The sequence below is a fragment of the Novosphingobium sp. PhB57 genome, assembly GCF_004342985.1.
Classification (GTDB): Bacteria; Pseudomonadota; Alphaproteobacteria; order Sphingomonadales; family Sphingomonadaceae; genus Novosphingobium.
Genome location: NZ_SMBO01000002.1, coordinates 571,734 through 592,332 on the forward strand (window position 1 = coordinate 571,734; position 20,599 = coordinate 592,332).

Annotated in this window: 19 protein-coding genes and 1 tRNA gene; 8 read left to right on the top strand and 12 right to left on the bottom strand. The window is 66.0% G+C overall.

Annotated features, from left to right (window positions below; genetic code table 11):
• Positions 1-147: 147 nt before the first annotated feature.
• Both EDF58_RS10395 and EDF58_RS10400 read right to left on the bottom strand, forming a co-directional pair.
• Positions 148-221 (bottom strand) — tRNA-Cys (locus EDF58_RS10395).
• Positions 222-293: 72 nt separating this feature from the next.
• Positions 294-1,709, bottom strand: coding sequence for an RNB domain-containing ribonuclease (locus EDF58_RS10400; RefSeq protein ID WP_132265091.1), 1,416 nt, complete (start codon positions 1,707-1,709; stop codon positions 294-296).
• A 147-nt stretch (positions 1,710-1,856) separates the two neighbouring features.
• Here EDF58_RS10400 and EDF58_RS10405 point away from each other — a divergent pair, with 147 nt between their 5' ends.
• Positions 1,857-2,393 (top strand): molybdenum cofactor guanylyltransferase, encoded by a 537-nt coding sequence (locus tag EDF58_RS10405; RefSeq protein WP_132265093.1) that lies wholly within the window; start codon positions 1,857-1,859, stop codon positions 2,391-2,393.
• Positions 2,394-2,420: 27 nt separating this feature from the next.
• Here the strand turns inward: EDF58_RS10405 and EDF58_RS10410 are convergent, their stop codons facing one another.
• Both EDF58_RS10410 and EDF58_RS10415 read right to left on the bottom strand, forming a co-directional pair.
• Positions 2,421-3,173: a winged helix-turn-helix domain-containing protein gene (locus EDF58_RS10410; RefSeq protein WP_132265094.1), complete on the bottom strand. Its 753-nt coding sequence runs from the start codon at positions 3,171-3,173 to the stop codon at positions 2,421-2,423.
• A 134-nt stretch (positions 3,174-3,307) separates the two neighbouring features.
• Positions 3,308-4,507 carry an LL-diaminopimelate aminotransferase gene (locus EDF58_RS10415; RefSeq protein ID WP_132265096.1) on the bottom strand — a complete coding sequence of 400 codons (1,200 nt, stop codon included), beginning with the start codon at positions 4,505-4,507 and terminating at the stop codon, positions 3,308-3,310.
• 228 nt (positions 4,508-4,735) lie between these two features.
• On the opposite strand from EDF58_RS10415, the gene phaC reads away from it, so the two are divergent.
• From phaC to clpS, 3 genes are all read left to right on the top strand, one after another.
• The gene (gene phaC, locus EDF58_RS10420; protein ID WP_132265098.1) at positions 4,736-6,640 is read left to right on the top strand and encodes a class I poly(R)-hydroxyalkanoic acid synthase; all 1,905 of its coding nucleotides are present in this window, start codon (positions 4,736-4,738) and stop codon (positions 6,638-6,640) included.
• Positions 6,641-7,114: 474 nt separating this feature from the next.
• Complete coding sequence (locus tag EDF58_RS10425; protein ID WP_132265100.1) at positions 7,115-8,212, top strand: phasin family protein; 1,098 nt, start codon at positions 7,115-7,117, stop codon at positions 8,210-8,212.
• Positions 8,213-8,418: 206 nt separating this feature from the next.
• The gene (clpS, locus tag EDF58_RS10430; RefSeq protein WP_243654167.1) at positions 8,419-8,835 is read left to right on the top strand and encodes an ATP-dependent Clp protease adapter ClpS; all 417 of its coding nucleotides are present in this window, start codon (positions 8,419-8,421) and stop codon (positions 8,833-8,835) included.
• Between the two features lie 140 nt (positions 8,836-8,975).
• Here clpS and EDF58_RS10435 read toward each other — a convergent pair whose 3' ends face one another.
• Complete coding sequence (locus tag EDF58_RS10435; RefSeq protein ID WP_132265102.1) at positions 8,976-9,542, bottom strand: hypothetical protein; 567 nt, start codon at positions 9,540-9,542, stop codon at positions 8,976-8,978.
• A gap of 296 nt (positions 9,543-9,838) precedes the next feature.
• Here EDF58_RS10435 and lptF point away from each other — a divergent pair, with 296 nt between their 5' ends.
• Both lptF and lptG read left to right on the top strand, forming a co-directional pair.
• Positions 9,839-11,065, top strand: coding sequence for an LPS export ABC transporter permease LptF (lptF, locus tag EDF58_RS10440; RefSeq protein WP_132265104.1), 1,227 nt, complete (start codon positions 9,839-9,841; stop codon positions 11,063-11,065).
• Position 11,066: 1 nt separating this feature from the next.
• Positions 11,067-12,164, top strand: a complete 1,098-nt coding sequence (lptG, locus tag EDF58_RS10445) for an LPS export ABC transporter permease LptG (RefSeq protein WP_132265105.1) — start codon at positions 11,067-11,069, stop codon at positions 12,162-12,164.
• 93 nt (positions 12,165-12,257) lie between these two features.
• Here the strand turns inward: lptG and EDF58_RS10450 are convergent, their stop codons facing one another.
• Positions 12,258-13,364: a fatty acid desaturase gene (locus tag EDF58_RS10450; RefSeq protein WP_132265363.1), complete on the bottom strand. Its 1,107-nt coding sequence runs from the start codon at positions 13,362-13,364 to the stop codon at positions 12,258-12,260.
• 147 nt (positions 13,365-13,511) lie between these two features.
• On the opposite strand from EDF58_RS10450, the gene EDF58_RS10455 reads away from it, so the two are divergent.
• A complete protein-coding gene (locus tag EDF58_RS10455) occupies positions 13,512-14,678 on the top strand; it encodes a GNAT family N-acetyltransferase (RefSeq protein ID WP_132265107.1) in 1,167 nt (388 codons plus the stop codon).
• Between the two features lie 93 nt (positions 14,679-14,771).
• Here the strand turns inward: EDF58_RS10455 and EDF58_RS10460 are convergent, their stop codons facing one another.
• Complete coding sequence (locus EDF58_RS10460) at positions 14,772-15,110, bottom strand: hypothetical protein (protein ID WP_132265109.1); 339 nt, start codon at positions 15,108-15,110, stop codon at positions 14,772-14,774.
• Positions 15,107-15,790 (bottom strand): lipoyl(octanoyl) transferase LipB, encoded by a 684-nt coding sequence (gene lipB, locus EDF58_RS10465; RefSeq protein ID WP_132265110.1) that lies wholly within the window; start codon positions 15,788-15,790, stop codon positions 15,107-15,109. The genes EDF58_RS10460 and lipB overlap by 4 nt, the downstream gene beginning before the upstream one ends.
• A gap of 105 nt (positions 15,791-15,895) precedes the next feature.
• On the opposite strand from lipB, the gene EDF58_RS10470 reads away from it, so the two are divergent.
• Entirely contained in the window at positions 15,896-16,708 is an 813-nt protein-coding gene (locus EDF58_RS10470) for a hypothetical protein (RefSeq protein WP_132265112.1), read from the top strand.
• 147 nt (positions 16,709-16,855) lie between these two features.
• Here EDF58_RS10470 and EDF58_RS10475 read toward each other — a convergent pair whose 3' ends face one another.
• The 4 genes from EDF58_RS10475 to EDF58_RS10490 form a co-directional block, all read right to left on the bottom strand.
• Positions 16,856-17,488 (bottom strand): methyltransferase domain-containing protein, encoded by a 633-nt coding sequence (locus EDF58_RS10475; protein ID WP_132265114.1) that lies wholly within the window; start codon positions 17,486-17,488, stop codon positions 16,856-16,858.
• A 102-nt stretch (positions 17,489-17,590) separates the two neighbouring features.
• Positions 17,591-17,935, bottom strand: a complete 345-nt coding sequence (gene arsC, locus EDF58_RS10480) for an arsenate reductase (glutaredoxin) (protein ID WP_132265116.1) — start codon at positions 17,933-17,935, stop codon at positions 17,591-17,593.
• A complete protein-coding gene (locus EDF58_RS10485; RefSeq protein ID WP_132265117.1) occupies positions 17,932-18,516 on the bottom strand; it encodes a (2Fe-2S)-binding protein in 585 nt (194 codons plus the stop codon). The genes arsC and EDF58_RS10485 overlap by 4 nt, the downstream gene beginning before the upstream one ends.
• A 111-nt stretch (positions 18,517-18,627) precedes the next feature.
• A complete protein-coding gene (locus EDF58_RS10490; RefSeq protein WP_132265365.1) occupies positions 18,628-20,589 on the bottom strand; it encodes a TonB-dependent receptor in 1,962 nt (653 codons plus the stop codon).
• Positions 20,590-20,599 lie beyond the last annotated feature (10 nt).

A 20,599-nucleotide genomic window follows, 5' to 3' on the forward strand; every position in this document is an offset into this window, starting at 1 on the left:
GTAATTACGTGGAAAAATCGGCAATGCGATCCGGCACGCCCCGGCAGCGTTCCCGCAACATGCGCAAGGACGCCCGCCTTGCCGCAGCAAGTGGTGAAAGGTGTGGGATCTGGGAAGATGCTGCGCCTGGATAACCAGGGAGCAAGATGGAGGCCCGAGCCGGAATCGAACCGGCGTGCAAGGATTTGCAGTCCTCTGCGTCACCACTCCGCCATCGGGCCATCCGTGTGGAGAACCGCGCCCCTAACAACGGATCGGGACTAGCGCAACGCCCATTTTCCGATCCGGCGAATTTAATCGACAAGTTCGAAGGACAAGGCGCCCTCGGCCGGGTCGGCGCGGACGAGACGCAGGGTGACCGGGCTTCCGGGAAGCACATCGGTGGCGGGGGCAGGGGGAATGGAGATCGAGGCGATCACCGGCAGTTCGCAAAGCTGCACTTGCGCCTTCTTGTCCCGCACATCGGTGATCACGGCCGGGAAAGCGGTGCCTTCCTGGCCATGAAGCATGGTCGCTTCGGCCAGATCGATCACCGAGCGGTCGACCTGGGCATCGCGGGAAGCGGCCCGAGCCATGACGCGGGGGATTTCCGGGAAGGCGGAAAGCACCGCTTCGGGCACGGCCTCGCCCTGTGCAAGGGCCAGCACGGTGCGCAGGACGTAGCGGTCGGCCAGGCGGCGCAGCGGGGCCGTGGCATGGGCGTAGGGCGCCGCCACGGCGGCGTGCCATGGCAGTTCCGCCTGATCGGCCCTGGATGGGTCGTAAGGGCGATAGCTCGCGCCGGAGCCCGAGCGGCGGATCGCCAGCATGAATGCCGCTTCGGCGGCCCTGCGCGGATCGAGCCGCCGCTGGAACTGCGCGAGCGGCATGGTGGCGGGCCATTCCAGCCGCAGGGCCAGGGCCGTCGCCCGCAGGCGTTCCTCGGCCCTGGCATCGGGCATGGCCATGACGCGGAACAGCCCGGTCTGCGCGTCGAGCATGGTTTGCGCCACCGCGAGATTGGCGGCGAGCGACAGGGCGGCATTGCGGCGCTCGGAGGGGAGCTGCGGACGGAAGCCGAGCGAGAAACGACCTGCCGCGTCCCGTTCCACGACTTGCTCGGGCGGATCGACGCGCTGGGCGCCGCGGCGGTCCTCGGCCCGCTCGATCCGGCGGGCGATCTCCAGGAAGCCGTCCGGAAGATCCTCGTCCCTGACCGTCTCGTAGGCGAGCTTGGCCTGGCTGCGGATCACGGCGCGCTCCACGCCGTCGAGGCGCGAGAGGCCCGCCGGGTCGATGCGGACACTGAGAACGACTGCGGGGCGATCGACGTTCGGCAGCAGGCTGGCGCCGCCTTCCGACAGGACGGGCGGATAGAGGCTGGCCTTGCCGCCTGGCAGATAAGTCGTCGTCCCCCGGCGCCAGGCTTCCTTGTCCAGCGGATCGTCGTCGGCGACGAACCAGGCGACATCGGCAATGGCATAGCGCAGCAGCCAGTCCGCTCCGCTCGCCTCGATGGCGAACGCCTGGTCGAGATCGGTCGAGCTTGCCGGGTCGAGCGTCACGAAGGGCAAGGCAGTGCGGTCGGCATGGCGCTCCGGCGGGCGCCTGACGGCTTTCTCGGCGGTATCGAGCACTTCGGGCGGAAAGGCCTCGGGGATGGCGAAGCGGGTGCGCAGACGGGCGAGGCCCTGGTCCAGCAGGCGATCGGGATCGACAAGCGTCTTCATCGGGCGGATTGGAGGGCAGGTCGCCGCGAATTGCAAGCGGCGCGGCCCTCCGCCATCATCCCCGCGAAACGACCGCTTGCCCGAGGGTAGCGGAACGCGTCCAGGCGAGGATCGTTAGTCATCCCGATTGTTCGAAAAGGTCACAGCATGATTCTCGGAGCCGTTCTTGCCGGTGGACTGTCCAGCCGGTTCGGAAGCGACAAGGCCCTGGCCGAATTCGGCGGGCATACGCTGATTTCGCTGGCGGTGGACGCGCTCTCGGGCTGGTCCGAGAAAGTCGTGGTGGTCGGGCGGGAAACCGCGCCAGCGCCCACCCTTCCCGACTGGCCGCGGCCGGGCATGGGGCCGCTGGGCGGATTGGCGGCCGCGCTGCATGCCGCCCTCGACGAAGGCTATGACACGGTGCTGACTTGCGGCGTCGATGCGGTGCTGCTGCCGGATGACCTGCCGGGCCTGCTGGGACCGGCACCGGCCTGTCTGGCGCAGCAGCCGGTGATCGGTATCTGGCCCAGTTCGGCCGCGACGGCGCTGGAGGCGCTCCTCCACAGCGATGAGAGCCATTCGGTGCGCCGCTTCGCCGAAAGCCTGGGCGCGCGTCTGGTGGAGATCCCGGCGCTGGTCGCCAATGTGAACACCCCCGGCGATCTGGCCGCGCTCGCGGGCAGGCGCCCGGCCCGCGACTAGCGGAGCCGGGGCCGGTTCGGGGAGGGGCTAGTGCGCCAGAGAGGCGTTACGGCCATCCCCCGGGCGGGGGGCCGAGGAGTCGGCGGTGAGAAGGGTACGGTCCGCCAGCGGCACGTCGTCCGGCATGTGGAGGCGATAGCCGCCGGTGGGCGAGGTCTCGATGATCCCGGCAAGCCCCACGAAGGCCAGCTTGCGGCGCAGGCGCGACATATGGACGGCCACGCTGTTGGTTTCGGGCACAAAGCCCATCCGCCAGACATCGTAGATGAGCGCCTGCTTGCTGACGAACTGATCGATGGAATCCGCCAGACGCCAGATCAGCGCGAATTCGCGCGGATTGAGATTGAGCGGCTTGCCATCGCCGAACGCCTCGCGCGAAAGCAGGTCCAGCGTCAGCCGGCCGACGCGGCGGGTGCGGGGCAACCAGTCGGTGAACTGCGCGAGGCGACTGGCGCGTGCACCGAGTTCCTCGATCCCGATCCGCTCGGTAACGACGTCTCCGAATCCGATCTGCAGCAGCGACGTGCGATCCTGCGCTTCGCCCACGCCGGCCACCAGGACGCAGCGCCGCGCTTCTGACGGCAGGAAGGACAGGACCTGCATCCACCCCACGCTGTCGAGATCGGCAGCGTCGATCAGGCCGACGCAGTTCGTGGCCGGCACGCCTTCCGGATCGAGGATCCAGCCGCAGCGTTGCAGGTCAAGCCGTTCGGACATCTTCTCGGGTGCCAGCCATCGAAACCGTGGTGCGTGGCACTCGCTCTTTCCCAGATAGGTCATTCCCCCCCCCAATCTGTTTCGCCAGTGGTGAAAACATGGCCTATATACTGGGACATCCCCCCTAGGGGACAACACCTAAATTCTTACAGGCGGGCTATGAAATGTCTGTAATAGCCCGCCTGGAAGCCTGAATTTTACCCCGCAGGCGTATTCACGCCTTTGGAAACGAGGAAGCGCTTGATGTTACGGGCGGCCTGGCGAAGGCGCTGTTCGTTCTCCACCATGGCGATGCGCACGTAGCCTTCGCCGTCCTCGCCGTAGCCCACGCCCGGTGCCACCGCGACTTCGGCCTCGGTCAGCAGCTGCTTCGAGAATTCCAGGCTGCCCATTTCCTTCAGCGCCGGCGGCAGAGGCGCCCAGGCGAACATCGAGGCCTTGGGGCTCGGGATGTCCCAACCGGCGCGGCCGAAGGCTTCCACCATCACATCGCGGCGCTTCTGATAGAGCGCGCGGTTCTTCTCGACGATGTCCTGCGGGCCGTTGAGCGCGGCGCAGGCCGCGGCCTGGATCGGCGTGAAGGCGCCGTAGTCGAGGTAGGACTTCACGCGCTTCAGCGCCGCGATCAGCTTGGCATTGCCCACCGCGAAGCCGACGCGCCAGCCGGCCATGGAGAACGTCTTCGACATCGAGGTGAATTCCACCGCCACGTCCTTGGCGCCCGGCACTTCGAGGATCGAGCGCGTGGGGTTGCCGTCGAAATAGAGTTCCGAATAAGCCAGGTCGGACAGGATCCAGACCTTGTTCTCCTTCGCCCAGGCGACGAGGCGCTCGTAGAAGGCCAGGTCCACCGTCTCGGCCGTGGGGTTCGAGGGGTAGTTGACGATCAGGATCGAGGGGCGCGGCACCGTGAAGGCCATCGCGCGGTCCAGCGATTCCCAATAGCGTTCGTCCGGCGTGGTCGGCACCGAGCGGATCGTCGCGCCGGCGATGATGAAGCCGAAGGTGTGGATCGGGTAGCTGGGGTTGGGCGCCAGCACCACGTCGCCCGGCGCGGTGATCGCAGTGGCGAGGCTGGCAAGCCCTTCCTTCGAACCCATCGTCATCACCACTTCGGTCTCGGGATCGAGATCGACGTTGAAGCGGCGGCCGTAGTAGTTGGCCTGGGCGCGGCGGATGCCGGGAATGCCGGAGGAGGCCGAATAGCCGTGGGCGTCTTCCTTGCGGGCCACTTCGCACAGCTTGTCGATGACGTGTGTGGGCGGCGGCAGGTCGGGATTGCCCATGCCGAGGTCGATGATGTCCCTACCCGCCTGGCGTGCCGCATGACGCATCGCGTTGACTTCGGCGATAACGTAGGGCGGCAGTCGCTTGATGCGGTAGAACTCGTCTTCCATGACCTCTGTGAATCCATAAAACACGCGGCGAAAGTGCCGCGCGGGTTCCTGTAGGGGAATAAAGCCCGAGCGCAAATGGCCGATGCGCAATTGTGAGAGGCGCGCGCGGTGGAATGCGCAACTTTTGTCTGGTTGGCGATTGCCCGGGCAGTCGATAGGAATGAGGCAATAGGAAAAGGGAGCGGGGATTCGTCCGGCTCCCCTGCACGCAGCGGAGTTGCACTGCCCATGGCGACCGATGCCACCGAACTGTTCACCGAAATGTTCCGCAACCAGTCCCAGCAGGTCATGGGCCAGACCATGGAGCAGATCACGGGCCTGTTCGGCCAGCTCGTTCCCGGAAAAGGGTCTCCCGAGGCGGAAAGCGCGGTACAATGGGCGCAGATCGCCAGCCGGATGCACACGATCTGGACCGAGTATCAGGTCGAGCAACTCGGCAAGACCCATGAGAGTCCGCCGCACTATGCCGATCCGATGAAATGGATCGCCACGGGCGAAGGGGTCATGCGGCAATTGCCTTTTGCCAGTCCCGAAGTGCAGCAGCGGCTGTGGAACGGGATTTCCGCCCTGATCAACACGGTGCTGGGGCAGTATGGCCTGGGGCCCCAGGCCGGCCTGCAGGCCGCTGCCGGCGATACTTCCGAGGCCGGACCGCAGCTGCCGCTGCGCGACCGCCGCTTCGCCGATCCCGAGTGGCGCCGCCAGCCGTTCTTCGCGGTGCTGCATCAGGTCTATCTGCTGCTCTCGGCCGAGATCATGGGCTTGGCCGAAGCGACCGAGGGGCTGGAACCCGCGAAGAAAGCGCAGCTTCTTTTCGCCACGCGCGCCATCGTCGATGCGCTGAGTCCGGCGAATTTCCCGCTCACCAACCCGGTGGCGCTGGAAGCGGCGAACCGCACCCGCGGCGAAAGCCTGGTCCGCGGCTTCGAGAACCTGCTCGACGACATGCGCAAGGGCCAGCTCACGCACACCCGCCCCGGCGCCTTCGTGCTGGGCGAGAACATCGCCGTGACGCCCGGCAAGGTGGTGTTCGAAACGCCGCTCTATCAGCTCATCCAGTACACGCCGACCACCGACAAGGTGCTGGCCACGCCGCTGCTCATCTTCCCGCCCTGGATCAACCGTTTCTACATCCTCGACCTCAACGCCAAGAAGAGCTTCGTGCGCTGGGCCGTGGAGCAGGGGCTGACGGTGTTCATGGTCTCGTGGAAGTCCGCCGATGCCTCCATGGCCGACATCGTGTGGGACGATTACATCGCCGCGCAGATCGAGGCGATCGACGCGGTTCGTGCGCGGCTGAACGTGCCTTCCGTGCATACTATCGGCTACTGCGTCGCGGGAACGACGCTGGCGGCCACGCTCGCCGTGCTCGCGCGCAAGGGCGAGGCGGACAAAGTCGCCAGCTCCACCTTCTTCACCGCCCAGGTCGATTTCGAGGAAGCCGGAGACCTCAAGAACTTCGTCGACGACCAGCAGATCGAGACGCTCGGCAAGCTCTCTCCCGAGGGTTATCTCGACGGGCGCTACCTCGCGGCGACGTTCAACGTGCTGCGCGGCAACGACCTGATCTGGAGCTACGTCGAAAAGAACTACCTCAAGGGCGAGGACTATCCGGCCTTCGACCTGCTCCACTGGAACGGCGACGTCACCAACCTGCCTGCGCACTGGCATCGCGCCTACTTGCGCGATCTCTACCGCGACAACCGGCTGGTCGTGGCGGATTCCATGCACGCATGCGGCGTGCCGATCGACCTGCACCGGATCGCCACGCCGGTCTACATCCAGGCCGGGCGCGAAGATCACATCGCGCCGCCGCAGAGTGTGTGGAAGCTCACGCATTATCTGGCCGGGCCATGGACGTTCCTGCTGGCCGGTTCCGGTCACATCGCCGGCGTCGTCAACCCGCCCAGCTCGAACAAGTATCAGTACTGGGTCAACGACGCCCGGCCCGACAGTCTCGATGCCTTCGTGGACGGTGCCCAGGAGCATGCGGGAAGCTGGTGGCCGCATTGGGCGGAATGGATCCGCAAGCTCGACGCTGCCGAAGTGGCGGCACGGGGCAAGCGGCGGCCCGGCGGCCGCGGCGACAAGGTGATCGAGGACGCCCCCGGCCGCTACGTCGCCATGCGTTGAACCCGGCAATACTTGCGCCGAAAATTTGTCTCCGGATCGGTGGTTTCCAAACGGCCGATCCGGACATGACGCCGGCCATGGAGGGCCTGTGTCCGCAGCCGGTGCGAGGCGCCGGTGATTTCGCGACTGCCGCAAGAAGGGCAGGCGCCTTCAGGTTTTTCCGTATTTTCCGGAACTTCCGCAAGCGCTAAGGCGTTGGGGGAAAGGGGCGCTACCTCTTTCGGGAAGGATGGCCGTCACGGCGCGCAAGCCTAGGTTTGCGGCAGGAGGAGCGCTTGCTCGACTATGTTGCAGTGCAGCATAAGCCCGTTGACTTCGCTTTTGCAAACCCATATTGTGCATCGCAGCAAAGACGAATTCCGAATCGCAGACGGGTGGGGATGAACTGAACGCGGAACGACAACGTCCGCTCGTCCCCCTGCCCAGCCTGCGATCCGCCCGAGACACGATTGCCAGCAGAAAGCAGGAAGTCACATGGCCGGCCAGGAAGAAACGAAGGACGAAGCGCTCGCTGAAAAGGCCTATGAGGCTGCAGCGGCGAAAACCCCGGTTGCACCCCTCAAGGCTGCCGACGCGAAGGCGGACGACGCAGCTGAAAAGGCCTCCGATTCCAAGCCCGCGGTCGCTGCGGCCAAGCCGCTTCCCGGCCTGCCGCAGCCTGTGAAGGCTTCGGCGCCGGCTGCCCCGGCGCCCGTATCCAAGCCGGCCCCGATTTCCACGCCGTCGGTCAAGCCGGCTGCCGGCAAGTCGATCAAGCCCAAGGTCGCCCAGTCGGCGATCAAGCCGGCGATCAAGTCAGCTCCGGCCGCCAAGGCTCCGGAGGTCAAGGCGCCTGTGGTCAAGACCACCGCGCCCAAGGCCGCCGCACCGAAGGCCAGCGTAGCCAAGGCGCCTGTCCCGGCCGCCAAGCCGCCGGTGATGGCCAAGCCCGCTCCGGCTGCGAAGGCAGCCAAGCCGGTGCCGGCCAAGAAAGTTGTTCCAGCTTCTTCCGTCTCGGCCAAGGCTGCCACGGCGAAGCCGGTCATCGATGTTGCCACGCCTGCCGCGGCAGCCATGAAGGCGGCAGAAAAGATCGCCGACCCGAAGACGAATACGTTTGCAGGACTGTTTAATCCCTTCATCCTCGAGGAAAAAACGATGGACATTAGCGCTAACTTCGCCGGTTTCCAGGGTGCCGTGACCGAAGCCCAGGCCAAGGCCAAGGCCGCTTTCGAAAAGAGCTCGGTTGCATTCGGCGAAGCCGGCGATTTCGCCAAGGGCAACGTGGAAGCGGTTCTCGAATCGGGCAAGATCCTTGCCGAGGGCCTTCAGGGCTTCGGTTCGGAAATGGTCACCGAAGGCCGTACTGCCTTCGAAACCTTCACCGGTGACATCAAGGAACTCGCAGCGGCCAAGTCGCCGACCGACTTCTTCAAGCTCCAGGGCGACATCATGCGCAAGAACTTCGACAGCGCCGTCGCTTACGGTTCGAAGAACAGCGAAGCCGCTCTCAAGCTCTTCAGCGACACGATGGCGCCGATTTCCGGCCGCGTCAGCGTTGCCGTCGAGAAGGCCCGTCACGTCGCGGCCTGAGCCGCACCGGACGGTCCTGACGGACTTTCCTGACGTCTAGCAGACGGCCGGGTGGATCTCCCACCCGGCCGTTTTGCCGTGATCGGGACCTGTTCCGTCCTCAAAACTACCCCCGATCTGGACAGGGCATCTTGTTTCCAGGCGCTGCAATACGATATTCTGTCATCATGCTATCTCTCGCTGCCGATTCCAGACTGCCCCGTCCCATGCTCGCTCGAAGCGCATATCCGTGCCTGTCGCAGGCTCCGGATGCTTCCATCCGTGCGGCTGGCGACCAGGATTCCGACGATGGGGGCAACCATGGCAATGACGGCGGAACCGATGGCGACGACCAGCTCGGGGTCGCCACCAAGACCCGTGCCAAGCCCAAGAAGCCCAGCCAGTTCAAGGTGCTGATGCTCAACGACGACTATACGCCGATGGAGTTCGTCGTCCTCGTGCTCAAGCGCTTCTTCCATATGGACCTGGAGCAGGCGACGCGCGTGATGCTGCACGTCCACCAGAAGGGCGTCGGCGTCTGCGGGATTTTCCCTTATGAAATCGCGGAAACCAAGGTGAACCAGGTGATGGACTTCGCCCGGCAGAACCAGCATCCGCTGCAGTGCACGCTCGAAAAGGCCTGAGCGCTAGCTGATGATCGAGGCCGCCATCGCGGCCCGCACTGCCAAAGGCCTGGACCCGAGCCTCGGCCAATTCACGATCTCTATATCGCACCAAGGCCATAGGGTTCGAACCTCGATGGCAGCGGCCGTGAATTCGCGCCTCAGCGCTGAATTTCAGGCTCTTTCGCCCGCTCGTCTTTCCCGTTCACGGCCTCGCCAAGCCGGATGGCTTGCGCGATGGCTTGCAGCTGTGCGGAAACCAGCGCCGCGGCGATGGAATGGGCGGTCGCTTCGGTCCTGATGCCCAGTTGAGGCACCGTCACACTTGCCCAGTCATGCAAGGGGCTGAGAGTCTCGACCTCATAAGTGACGCCGCGCGGCAGCAGCGTGACCGCGGCGCGTCCGCAAATCCCGTCGTTCAGCAATTGCGTGGCCCGCTCTTCGCGCGCCTGCCAGCAACAGGCATCGATCGCGCGGCCCCAGCGGCCAAGTACCAGCAGCGCCTCGCGCACGATCCTGGGGGCTTCGCCGCGCGTGGCGGCGCGGGCGCGACGGGCGAAGCTCAGCAATTCCCGTTCGAGCAGCGGATCTGCGAAATCGGCGATATTCCGGCAGGCAGCCAGCAGCGCCTGCGCATCAGGTTCTTCCAAGAGGGCAATCTTCTTCGAGGGAGCCAGGGTTTTCGGGGGGCCGAGGCTTCTTTCGGGGGGAGGGTCCGGCGCCCGCATTCGGTGTTCGCGCCATGTGACCGTCTTTCGCCATGCAGGACGCGGCGCCGGGAAGGCAATGGGTGCACGGCGCATGTAACTGTGACATAGGGTGAAACGGCGGCGGTCCCTCAGCCTGGGCCTCCGGTCATTCCCGCACCTTTCGGCGCGGCCCGGCTCCGGCTGGTCGTTTTGCCGGGGATGACTTTCGCGCAAGGTGGAACCCGGCAAGACAATTCGCTTTGCCCCTAGGCGCCAAGCCGTTAAGGGCTTGTGGAGCACGGTTTTATGACGACGCCCCCGGTGAACCTTTCAGCGTGAAATTCCTCAGCGCCATCGATCGCTACATCTTTCGCCTCGTGCTGATGCCGATGCTCGGCATCTTCGTGCTCGCGGCATCCCTGCTCGTGCTCGACAAGATGCTGCGGCTCTTCGACTTCGTGGCGACGGAGGGGGGGCCGATCGGCGTGGTCTTCAAGATGCTGGCCAATCTCCTGCCGGAATACGCCAGCCTGGCGATTCCGCTGGGCCTGATGCTGGGAATCCTGCTCGCCTTCCGCAAGCTGGCCACCTCCAGCGAGCTGGACGTCATGCGCGCCGTGGGGCTCAGCTACACGCGGCTCCTGCGCGTGCCTTATATCCTGGCGATCCTGCTGGCGGGGCTGAATTTCGCGATCGTCGGCTATCTCCAGCCGCTGGCGCGCTACTATTACGAGGAACTCAACTACGAGCTGAAATCGGGTGCGCTCGGCGCCTCGATCAAGGTCGGGGAGTTCACCTCGCTCAAGGACCGCATCGCCCTGCGCGTGGACGAAAGCCGCGACAACGGCCGCAGCCTGATCGGCATTTTCGCGCGCGTCGCGAATGAGAAGGGGCAGGTGCTGTCCATTTCCGCGCGGCAGGGGCAGTTCCTCGCGCTCAAGGGCGCGCCGGACACGATCATCCTGCGACTCGACCAGGGCCAGATCATCCAGGACATGCCGGGCAAGCAGCCCCGCGTGTTGTCCTTCACGCGGCATGACCTGCCCATCGAGCTTCCGCAAATCGAGAAGTTCCGCAAGCGCGGCGGCACCGAGCGTGAATATCTGCTGCCCGAACTCGCGAACCTGGGCTGGAACAAGAACCTGCCCAAGGAAGAGCGCATTTCGAGCCAGGCGAATTTCAATTACCGCATGGTCGAAGTCATCATGATGCTGCTGCTGCCGCTGATGGCGGTGGCGCTGGCGATCCCGCCCAAGCGGTCGACTTCGGCGCTGGGCCTGTTCGTCTCGATCGTCATGGTCGTCGCCTATCACAAGGTGAACCAATACGCGGCCGACGTGGCCTCGCTCGGCAAGATGAACCCGATTCTCGGCCTGTGGGGACCTTTCTTCGTCTTCGCCGCGCTGATTCTCTGGATGTACTGGCGCGTCGCCTACGTTCCGGGCGGTCAGGCAATCGGCTGGCTGGAGAAGGGCGCAGAGATCGTCGTGAAGCGTTTCAAGTCGCTGCTCAAGCGCAGCAAGCGCGGGCCGCTCCTGCCCGAACCGGCGGACCCTTCCTGAGATGCAGTTCGAATTCTTCCCTTCGCGCACGCTGACCTGGTATCTCGCGCGGCTGTTCATCACGCGCATCCTGGCGGTGCTGCTGATGCTGGTCCTCGTGCTCCAGATGCTCGATCTGCTGGGCGAAAGCGGCGACATCCTCGCCTATCCCGGCAATGGCCAGGAGCAGCTGCTCTACTACGTGACCTTGCGCGTGCCGCAGCTGATCGCGCGGTTCCTGCCCTATTCGGTGCTGCTGGCGACGATCATCACTCTCGCCACGCTGAACCAGAACAGCGAGGTCATCTCGATGAAGGCGGCGGGGCTTTCGGCGCATCAGGTGCTGGCGCCGCTGATCCTGACGGCGCTGGCGATCTCGCTGGCCAGCCTCGCCTTCAACGAGCGTGTCGTCACCCGGTCCACCGCCACCCTCAATGCCTGGCAGGCGGTGAAATACGGGCCGATCCCCAAGGACCCCGGCGTCAAGGCCAACCTCTACCTGGCGGACGGGCGGGACCTGCTGTTGGCCTCCAGCCTGGAAGGCCAGAACAACCGCATGGTGCTGCGCGGGGTGACCTATTACCGCCGCGATGCCAACGGGATCATCGTCGAGCAGCTGCGGACCGACCGCGCGGCTTTCGCCAATCCGGGCTGGCGTTTCGAGAATGCCACCCGATTCGACGTGGCGACCACGAGCACCACCAAGCTGGTATCCGCCACGGTCGCTCCCGGGATCACGCCGGCGAAGATCATGATCTCGAACGTCGATGCCGATTCGGAGAACCTGTTCCAGCTTTCATCCTCGATCGAGGCGATGAAAGTGGCCGGGCGGCGTACCAGCGAACTGGAGGCGGCATGGTGGCACAAGCTCTCCGGGCCGTTCTCCTCGATGCTGATGCCGCTGCTGGGCGCGGTTGCGGCCTTCGGCCTGGCGCGTTCCGGCCAGCTTCTGATTCGCGCCGTGATCGGCATGGCGCTGGGCTTCGCCTACTTCGTGCTCGACAACGCGGCGCTGGCGATGGGCAATTTCGGCGGTTATCCGCCGCTGGTCGCGGCCTGGGCGCCTTTCGTGCTCTTCGCCCTGATCGGCGAGACGGTGCTGATCCGCACCGAGGAATAGATCTCGGGATCCGCAATCCGCTCTTCCGGACAAACGAAAAAGGGCCCGCGTTTCCGCGGGCCCTTTTTCGTTGTCGAATTGTCGCGGGCGCCGTCAGCGGCTCCGCATGGTGCTTTCGATCAGGCGGCCGACCAACGGCAGGAGGCCGGGATAGTTGGCCTTGGCATATGTCGAATCGGTGCCGAGATGCCGGGCAAGGCGGCGGTGAGCCTCTGCCAGCGAGTGATAGGGCACTGATGGCAGCAGGTGGTGCAGCGCGTGGTAGCGCAGGCCCACGGGGGCCCAAAGCTCCGAGAAGCGAGCCGGCGGCGGCACGTTCACCGAATCGAGGTACTGCGCCGTCACCGTCATGGCGTCGCCGTCGTTCTCCCAGAGGTGAGCGACGAGGGTGCGGACCTGGTTGAGGAAGGCGGTGAGCGAAACCACGCAGAGCGCGATCAGCAGGGGCCGCCAGCCATAGACATAGCTCGCCGCGAGCACCGAGATCGCCCAGACCGAGCAGCCCAGTTCCTGCCAGAACACCATGCGGGCGAAAGCGCCTTCGGGCGGACGGCGGCTGAACTGGGGGTTGATGGCCAGCGCCGAGGCGCGGCCCCATACCAGCTTGCGCAGCGGCGGGATCAGGGCGCCGAGCGGTATCAGCACGGCCGAGCGAATCAGCAGGGCCACCGGCAGCAGGATCGCGGTGAGCGCGAAGACCGGCAGGCTCCATGGCTTCATCAGCGCCAGGGGCAGGTATTCCGGGTCTTCCACCGTGCCGTAGCGGGTGCGGGTGTGGTGGATCGTGTGAACCCCCTCATACATCAACGAAGGGATCAGCATGGGAATGCCGACCAGCACGTTCCAGGCGAAGCGGAAGCCGGGCAGGGCATCGCGGTGGATATGGGTCAGTTCGTGGATGAACAGCAGTGCGCGATAGAGCGCCAGGGCCGAAAGCAGGCCGAAAGCCACGCTGGCCCAGACGCCGTCGACGAGAATCGCGGCCGCCAGCGCGGCATAGCCGACCGCGGCCGAGGCCAGCATGTCCGGCCAATAGATTTCCGGACGGGCGTGCGAGATGTCGCGCGTCAGTTCCACCGCGGCGCGCAGCATCGCCTTGTCGTCGGGAATGTCCGACGAACGCGGGCGAGCCGCTTCTCTGGCGAAAGCGGCCGGACGGGTCGCCGAGGGCGACAGATCGATGGCTTCCTGGGCAGTCATACTCTTCAAGTCCAAAGTCCCCGGGCATAAACGGCCCGCTGCGTGTGTTGTGGGCGGCCCTGCCACGCGGTCCGGCTTGACAAGGTGCCGGGACCGACCGCAGGTCGCGATCCAGCAATTCCCATAAAGCGGAACAAAGGCAGGATCGTGGCCAAAGCCGAACTAGTCATCACACCCGTGTCCAGCAAGGCCGACAGGAGCGCCTTTGTCGATTACGCTTATCGGCACAATGCGTCAGATCAAAACTGGGTGCCGAACTTGCGCTCGGAAGAGATCTCGAAGTTCACCCCGGGCAAGAATCCCTTCTGGGACCATGCCCGCGGCCAGCTTTTCCTCGCCAAGCGGGGCGATCTCATCGTTGGACGCATATCGGCCCACATCGATGAACTGGCGCTGAAACAGCCGGCGGAGCAGGGCATGGGTCCCGGCACCGGCAATTGGGGCGCGATCGAGGCCGAGGACGAAGACGTCGCCAGGGCCCTTATCGCCGCGGCCGAACAGTGGCTTCGCGAAGAGGGCATGACCCGCGTCCTGGCGCCGATGAACCTTTCGGTATGGGAAGAGCCGGGCCTGCAGGTTAGCGGATTCGACCACGCGCCGATGGTGATGATGGCGCACCACGATTCGGCCTATCAGCCGTGGATCGAGGGTGCCGGATACGACCGGGTGAAGACGCTCTACACCTACGACATCGACGTGCGGAAGGAATATCCGCCGCTGATCCAGCGCATCATTTCCTCGGGCGAGAAGAACGCCAAGATCCGCATCCGCGAGGTCGATCCCAAGCGGTTCGACGAAGAAGCGGCGCTGATCTGCGACATCCTCAACGATGCCTGGTCGGACAACTGGGGCTTCGTGCCCTTCACCGACCGCGAGATCGAATATACCGGCAAGGCCCTGAAGCCGCTGGTCCATCCCGAACTGATCCGCATCGCCGAATATGAAGGCGAGCCGGTGGCCTTCATGATGACCTGGCCGGACCTCAACCAGGCGCAGAAGCGTTTCAACGGACCGAAGGGCAAGCCGTCGATCCTGGGATTGATTCGCCTGCTGCTCTGGCTGCGCAAGCCCAAACCGGCGGACATGCGCGTGCCGCTGATGGGCGTGCGCAAGAAGCTGCAGTCCTCGCGTCTCGCCAGCCAGCTGGCTTTCATGATGATCGAATATATCCGCCGTGCGGCCGTCAGCAAGTTCGGCGCCAGGCGCGGCGAGATCGGCTGGGTGCTGGAGGACAACCAGGGCATGGTGGCCATTGCCGGCGCCATCGACAGCAAGATGAACCGCGAATACGCGATCTACGAAAAGGCGCTCTGAGCGGCGCGAGCGGCGCGAGCGGCCCCCGGGGGGGGGCGTTCGGGCGGGAGCGATCCGGGCCGCGACTTCGGTCGCGCCCGGATCCTGCCCCGGTCAGGGTTGCGGGGAAGGCTGCGCGGCTGCGGCCTCGACATCCGCTGCGGCCGCCGCGGCGGCATCGGCAGCGGTGTCTTGCGGCAGTGCCGCCTCGCTGGCACTGCTGCTGGTTGCGGACCGGCCGCTGCGCGTTTCGGCCACCGGCGCTGCCATCGGCGATTGCGAGCGGACCGTATCGTACGGCAGCATGTCGTCACTCACCGAGCGCGGCAGGATCTTCGCGCCGGTAGCCGCATTCTGGGCCGGAGCCTCTTCCTTCTTGCAGGCGCCGAGCGACAGGCAGGCGGAAGCGGCGAGCAGCAGGGTCAGCCTGGTGGCGTGGCGGGCCGGGGTCATGCGGGCTTCTCCGGGGGGCAGGGGCGGTCGAGCGCCGCAAGAAAGGCAGGGGCGCGGGCGATCAGCGCCTCGTCCCAGGTTTCGAATTCGACCTGGCGGCCAAGGCGGGCGAGGCTGGTGACGCCGAATTCCTCGATCCCGCAAGGTACGATGCCGGTGAAATGCGCGAGGTCCGGCCGGATGTTCACGGCGAATCCGTGCATCGTCACCCATTTGCGGATGCGCACGCCGATGGCGCCGATCTTCGCTTCGCGGCCGTCGACATCCTGAGTCCAGATGCCGATGCGGCCTTCGCTGCGGAAGCTGTCGACACCGAAATCCTGGAGCGTGTCGATCACCCAGCCTTCGAGGCCATGGACGAAGCCGCGCGCATCGCGTGCCCGCTTGCGCAAGTCCAGCAGGACATAGGCAACGCGCTGGCCCGGCCCATGGTACGTGTAGCGCCCGCCGCGTCCGGCCTCCACCACTTCGAAGCGGGGATCCAGCAATTCGCCGGCCACCGCGCTGGTGCCGGCGGTATAGACGGGCGGATGTTCGAGGAGCCAGATCAGTTCGCGCGCCTCTCCGGCGGCGATGGCGGCATTGCGCTCGGTCATTTCCTCGAGCGCGGCGCGGTAGGGCACCGGTTCGGCGCTGACGCGCAGTTCGATATCACCCGGAAGCGTGGAGGGAACAGTCATGCCGCGTTGCGTGGCGTCATTCCCTGCGGTTATCAAGTCACTTTGAGGGTCGTCTTTCACTTCGGCTCTCACTTGGCCCCTCATTTGGCGGCATCAGGAGCAGTTATGAAGTTCGACAGCAACAGGGCCTGGAGCCAGGCGTCCCAGGCGGTCTCCGCGAACAGGGAGGTTGTCCTGGCGCTGGCGGGGGTGTTCTTCCTGCTGCCGCAGCTGGTTTTTGCGATCTTCTTCCCGCAGCCGGACATGGGCACCGGCATGAACGAGCAGCAGGTCATGGCGGCGGTGAAAAGCTATTACAGCTCCATCCTGCCGATCATGATTCCCATCGCCCTGCTTCAGGCGCTGGGCACATTGTCGCTGCTCTGCCTGCTGGACACCGACCGTCGGCCCACCGTGGGGGAAGCCATCCGGGCGGGCGTGAAGGGGCTGGTGCCCTATCTGGTCGCGCAGATCGTGATCGGCCTGGCGCTGGGGCTGTTCGCCCTGGTCGTCGCCGGAGGCCTCGGCGCGGCGGGCGGCGCGATCGGCGCCACCATCGGCCTCTTCCTCGCGCTGGTGCTGGGTCTCGTCATCTTCGTGCGCTTTTCGGTGACGGCGCCGGTCGTGGCCGTGGAGAAGACGCTCAACCCGATCTTTGCCCTGGGCCGGTCGTGGACTCTCACCAAGGGCAATACGGCGCGGCTCCTGGGCTTCTATGCCTTGCTGATGCTGGCGATGATCGTGCTGATGATCTTCGGCAATATCCTGACCCTGCCGGTCACGCTGCTGGCCCCCGGAGAAGTGGTGCGGGTGGTTGCGGCCATTGTCGAATCGGTCATGGCGACGATCATGGCGCTCTATTTCGTGGCGGTCGTGGCGCAGGTCCATCGCCAGTTGGCGGGCAGGGGCGAGGAAAGCCCGGCGCGGCCTTTCGAATAGGACCGCCAAGCGAATCGCGCCGGGTCTGGGTCGATCCGGCCCTGGCGCGTTCGGACTCCCGGCGGATCGGGACGCACAACGAAAAAGGCCGGCGCTGGGCGCCGGCCTTTTTCATATAGGGAGACGTGAGAAGGCGTCAGCGCCAGCTCAATCCTCGTCCTTCCAGCCCCAGAACAGGAAGCAGGGCGGGACGTTGATCGGCTCCATGCCGTTGTCGATCCGCTTGAAGTGGCGCGCCATGAATTCGCGCGCCTTGGGCGTGAACTGGTAGACCAGGAACGCGCCGCCCTTGCGAATGACGCGGTAGGTGGCGGAAGCGATTGCCGGGCCGACGCCGTCGGGCAGCGTCGAGAACGGGAGGCCGGACAGGACATAGTCCGCCTTGTCGTGGCCATGGGCACGCACGATGTCCTCGACATCGGCCGCCGAGCCGAGCACCGCGATGAAGCGGCTGTCGGTGATGGTGCGGCGCAGATAGTCGATGAACAGCGGGTTGGTGTCGATCACGATCAGCTGGCCGTCGCGACCCAGACGGTCGAGCACCGGGCGGCAGAACGTGCCGACTCCGGGGCCGTATTCGACGAAGAGCTTGCAATTGGCCCAGTCCACCGGGCCAAGCATGCGATTGATCGTGAAGCGCGAGGACGGAACGATCGAACCGACCATCACGGGATTGCGCAGGAAGCCTTCGATGAACACGCCCCAGGGTCCAAGGCTATGTTTGATCTTCCGCTTGATCCGCTGGGGCAGCGCCTCTCGGGCAAGCTCGGTACTGGTCATGCTGGAGGAAGCTCTCGCTTTTGTTGTCGTCCGGCGAAGGGCGATTCGGTGACAGATCGAGGCCGACAATGCAAGCGAGCGTCGGCCAATGTTACGTGGGGATTACAGAATCTCGTGGACCTTTTCCTGAGGACGACAAAGCCTGGCGCCCCTTTCGGTTTCCACGAGGGGACGTTCGATCAGCGCCGGCTCGGCGGCCATGGCCGCCAGGACGGTGGCATCGTCGGCATCGGGAAGGCCGCGCTCGGCCGCATCGGTGCCGCGCAGGCGCAGGCCCTGCTGCGGCGTGATGCCGGCATCGCGGTAGAGTTGCGCCAGCTTTTCCGCCGAGGGCGGGGTCTTGAGATATTCGATCACCGCGACCTCGACGCCCGGCGTTTCCTCAAGGACGGCCAGGGTCTTGCGCGAAGTGCCGCATTTCGGGTTGTGCCAGATGGTTGCCTTCACGGGCGCTTCTCCTGTTGTGCCTGGGATGTCGGTGTGGACGCCGGTTTCAGGGGCGCCATGGCCGGAACCGCCCGCGCGGCATCCCGCGGGGCGATGCCGGGGGCCGGGGCGGCGCTGATGGTTTCCTCGCGCCGCATGACCCGGCCGGCGCGCTGGACGGCGGCGACGAGGCGCGGATAGACGCCGCACCGGCAGAGATTGGGGAGCGCCTCGCGAATCTCCGTCTCGCTGGGATTGGCATTGCGGGCGAGCAGCGCGGCGCCGCCGATGACGATGCCGGGCGTGCAGAATCCGCACTGGATCGCCTGTTCGGCGACCATGGCCTGCTGCATCGGGTGCGAGCGGTCGGCCGAAAGCCCTTCGATGGTGGTGACGAAGCGCCCCTCGCACTCGCCCAGTGTCACGAGGCAGGCGCGCAAGGCGCCGCCATCGACCAGGACCGTGCAGGCGCCGCAGTCGCCCACGCCGCAGCCATATTTCGTGCCGGTCAGATTCGCTCCGTCGCGCAGCGCCCAAAGAAGCGGGGTCTGCGGGTCCATGGCGATTTCGACCGGGTGATCGTTGACGGTCAGGCGCGGCATCCGGCCTCCTTATGCGTGCAGGCGCCGCTGCGCCAGTGCGCGCCGTGCGACGGGCCGGTGCTCATGCACGGCCTGTCGTGCCGATTGCGAATCGCGCCGCACCGATCGCCTTCAACGAAGCGCCACGCGGACACCCGCCCAGAACGTGCGCGGGGTGCCGAGATCGATCGAGCCGTCCTGGTTGCGGGTGACGATGGTCTCGTCCGTCAGGTTCTCGGCGCGCAGCACCACGGAGACGGGACCGGCCACGGGCAATTGCACATAGCCGTCCAGCGTGGTCGCGGCCGGAAGCACGTATGTTTCCAAATCGTCCTCGTACTGCGCGCCGACATGGCGCAGCGTCGCCGCCAGGCGCCAGCCCTCGCGCGGGAGCCAGGCGAGCGTGGCGCTGGCGGCGAATTTCGGGGTCTGGGCGGGCCGCAGGCCGTCGAGATCGGGATCGTCCGCCCTGACCTTGGCGTCGGTCCAGGCCAGCGAACCGTCGAAACGCACCGTGCCGAGATCCAGCGCCGCGCTGGCTTCCAGCCCGCGTGCCTGGACCGCGTTCACGTTCTGCCGCTCGCGCGTGTTGGTGGCCACGGTGACGTTGGCGACGGCGTCCTTCACCTTGTTGTCGAAGGCGGTGAGCGACAGGGTCAGCGCCGCAAGCGGCTGGATGTCGATCCCCGCTTCATAACCGCGCAGGCGTTCGGGCTTGAGAGCCGCATTGGCCTCGGTGGTGACCGGGAAGACCACGAAGGGGCGGTAGAGTTCGTTGAGCGTGGGCAGGCGCATGCCGGTATAGGCCGCGGCGCGCAGGCTCACGGCCTTGCTGGCGTGCCAGACCAGACCGGCGCGGCCATTGCCCATCCAGCCGGAGCGATTCGCATAGGAATCGTTCTCGGTCACGGCGCCGGTGGGGCTGACCGAGCGGTAGAACCCGTTGCGGATCGTCCAGCGGTCGGCGCGGCCACCCGCGGTGAGCACGAGCTTGCCCAAGGTCCAGTCGTCCTCCGCATAGAAGCCGAGGTCGGACTGGTTGCCGCCGGCGCGGCGCACCGCCGTGAAGGCGCCGCTGGCGTTATAGGGCAGTTCCAGCAGCTTGCCCTCGGTCAGGCGCAAGTCGCTGCCGATTCGCAGGACGTGATTCTCGCCCACCGGCGGGCGCAGTTCGGCCTTGCCGCCGATGGCCGTGGTGGGGGTGCGATGCTGGTCGAGCGTCTTGCGATAGGTGCTCGAACTGATGACCACGTTCGAGAAGTCCTGCGCCTGAACGTAGCCGATCACGTCGAACTGCCACGCGCCCCGGCCGACCAGCCGCAGCGAGGCCTGCTGGCCGTCCGAGGTGGAATCCGCCCCCTTGAAGCGGAGCGTGCGCGCATCGCCATAGGCCAGCGCGGCGGCCTGCAGTTCCACCGTATCGCTCATCGGCGTGACGGCGCGGAGCGAGGCGGACCAGCTATCATAGGCGGCGCGGGCGGAAGCGGGGACGCGCTGGTCGCGGGGCGTGGTCCAGAAGCCTTCGCCCCGGTCCCACTGCACGCTGGCGACGAGGAAGCCTGCGCCCAGTTTCGGTGCGACCGTGGCCGAAGCCTGGGTCTCGCCGCGATCGTTGACGAGCGCCGAGCCCTGGAACATGCCGATCTGGTCGGGACCCGCACTGGTCATCTCGATGGTGCCCGCCACCGCGCCCGATCCGAAGGCACCCGATCCGCCGCCGCGCGTCACCCGGATCGCGGAGAGCCGCTCGGGTGCGATGGCGCTGAAGGGAATATAGCCGAAGAACGGGTTCGCGATCGGTACGCCGTCCAGCAGCACGAGCGTGCGGCTGGAGGCATTGCCGCCCAGCGCGCGCAGCGTGGCGCCTTGCGAGGAGGGATTGGCCGAGCGGCTGTCCGAGCGGCGGAACTGCGCGAAACCGGCGACCGCGTTCAGCACGTCCTCGATCCGGCCCGACGCGCTGGAAATCACCGCGTCGCGCTCGATCGTCTCGACATCGTAGGCCGGGGTCGCCGGCCCCGATTCGAGGCCGTGGCCGGTGACGACGATCGGCGTGCCGGCCGTCTGGCCGGCGTCGGCGGCCTCTTCGGCCATGGCGGGGGCG

Coding starts and splice junctions, on each gene's coding strand:
- EDF58_RS10415 (WP_132265096.1), bottom strand. CDS start 4,507: ATGGAAGACGAGTTCTACCGCATCAAGCGACTGCCGCCCTACGTTATC.
- lptG (WP_132265105.1), top strand. CDS start 11,067: ATGCAGTTCGAATTCTTCCCTTCGCGCACGCTGACCTGGTATCTCGCG.
- EDF58_RS10470 (WP_132265112.1), top strand. CDS start 15,896: ATGAAGTTCGACAGCAACAGGGCCTGGAGCCAGGCGTCCCAGGCGGTC.
- EDF58_RS10410 (WP_132265094.1), bottom strand. CDS start 3,173: ATGACCTATCTGGGAAAGAGCGAGTGCCACGCACCACGGTTTCGATGG.
- EDF58_RS10450 (WP_132265363.1), bottom strand. CDS start 13,364: ATGACTGCCCAGGAAGCCATCGATCTGTCGCCCTCGGCGACCCGTCCG.
- EDF58_RS10400 (WP_132265091.1), bottom strand. CDS start 1,709: ATGAAGACGCTTGTCGATCCCGATCGCCTGCTGGACCAGGGCCTCGCC.
- EDF58_RS10435 (WP_132265102.1), bottom strand. CDS start 9,542: ATGCGGGCGCCGGACCCTCCCCCCGAAAGAAGCCTCGGCCCCCCGAAA.
- clpS (WP_243654167.1), top strand. CDS start 8,419: ATGCTCGCTCGAAGCGCATATCCGTGCCTGTCGCAGGCTCCGGATGCT.
- phaC (WP_132265098.1), top strand. CDS start 4,736: ATGGCGACCGATGCCACCGAACTGTTCACCGAAATGTTCCGCAACCAG.
- EDF58_RS10405 (WP_132265093.1), top strand. CDS start 1,857: ATGATTCTCGGAGCCGTTCTTGCCGGTGGACTGTCCAGCCGGTTCGGA.
- EDF58_RS10460 (WP_132265109.1), bottom strand. CDS start 15,110: ATGACCCCGGCCCGCCACGCCACCAGGCTGACCCTGCTGCTCGCCGCT.
- lipB (WP_132265110.1), bottom strand. CDS start 15,790: ATGACTGTTCCCTCCACGCTTCCGGGTGATATCGAACTGCGCGTCAGC.
- EDF58_RS10485 (WP_132265117.1), bottom strand. CDS start 18,516: ATGCCGCGCCTGACCGTCAACGATCACCCGGTCGAAATCGCCATGGAC.
- EDF58_RS10425 (WP_132265100.1), top strand. CDS start 7,115: ATGGCCGGCCAGGAAGAAACGAAGGACGAAGCGCTCGCTGAAAAGGCC.
- EDF58_RS10490 (WP_132265365.1), bottom strand. CDS start 20,589: ATGGCCGAAGAGGCCGCCGACGCCGGCCAGACGGCCGGCACGCCGATC.
- EDF58_RS10475 (WP_132265114.1), bottom strand. CDS start 17,488: ATGACCAGTACCGAGCTTGCCCGAGAGGCGCTGCCCCAGCGGATCAAG.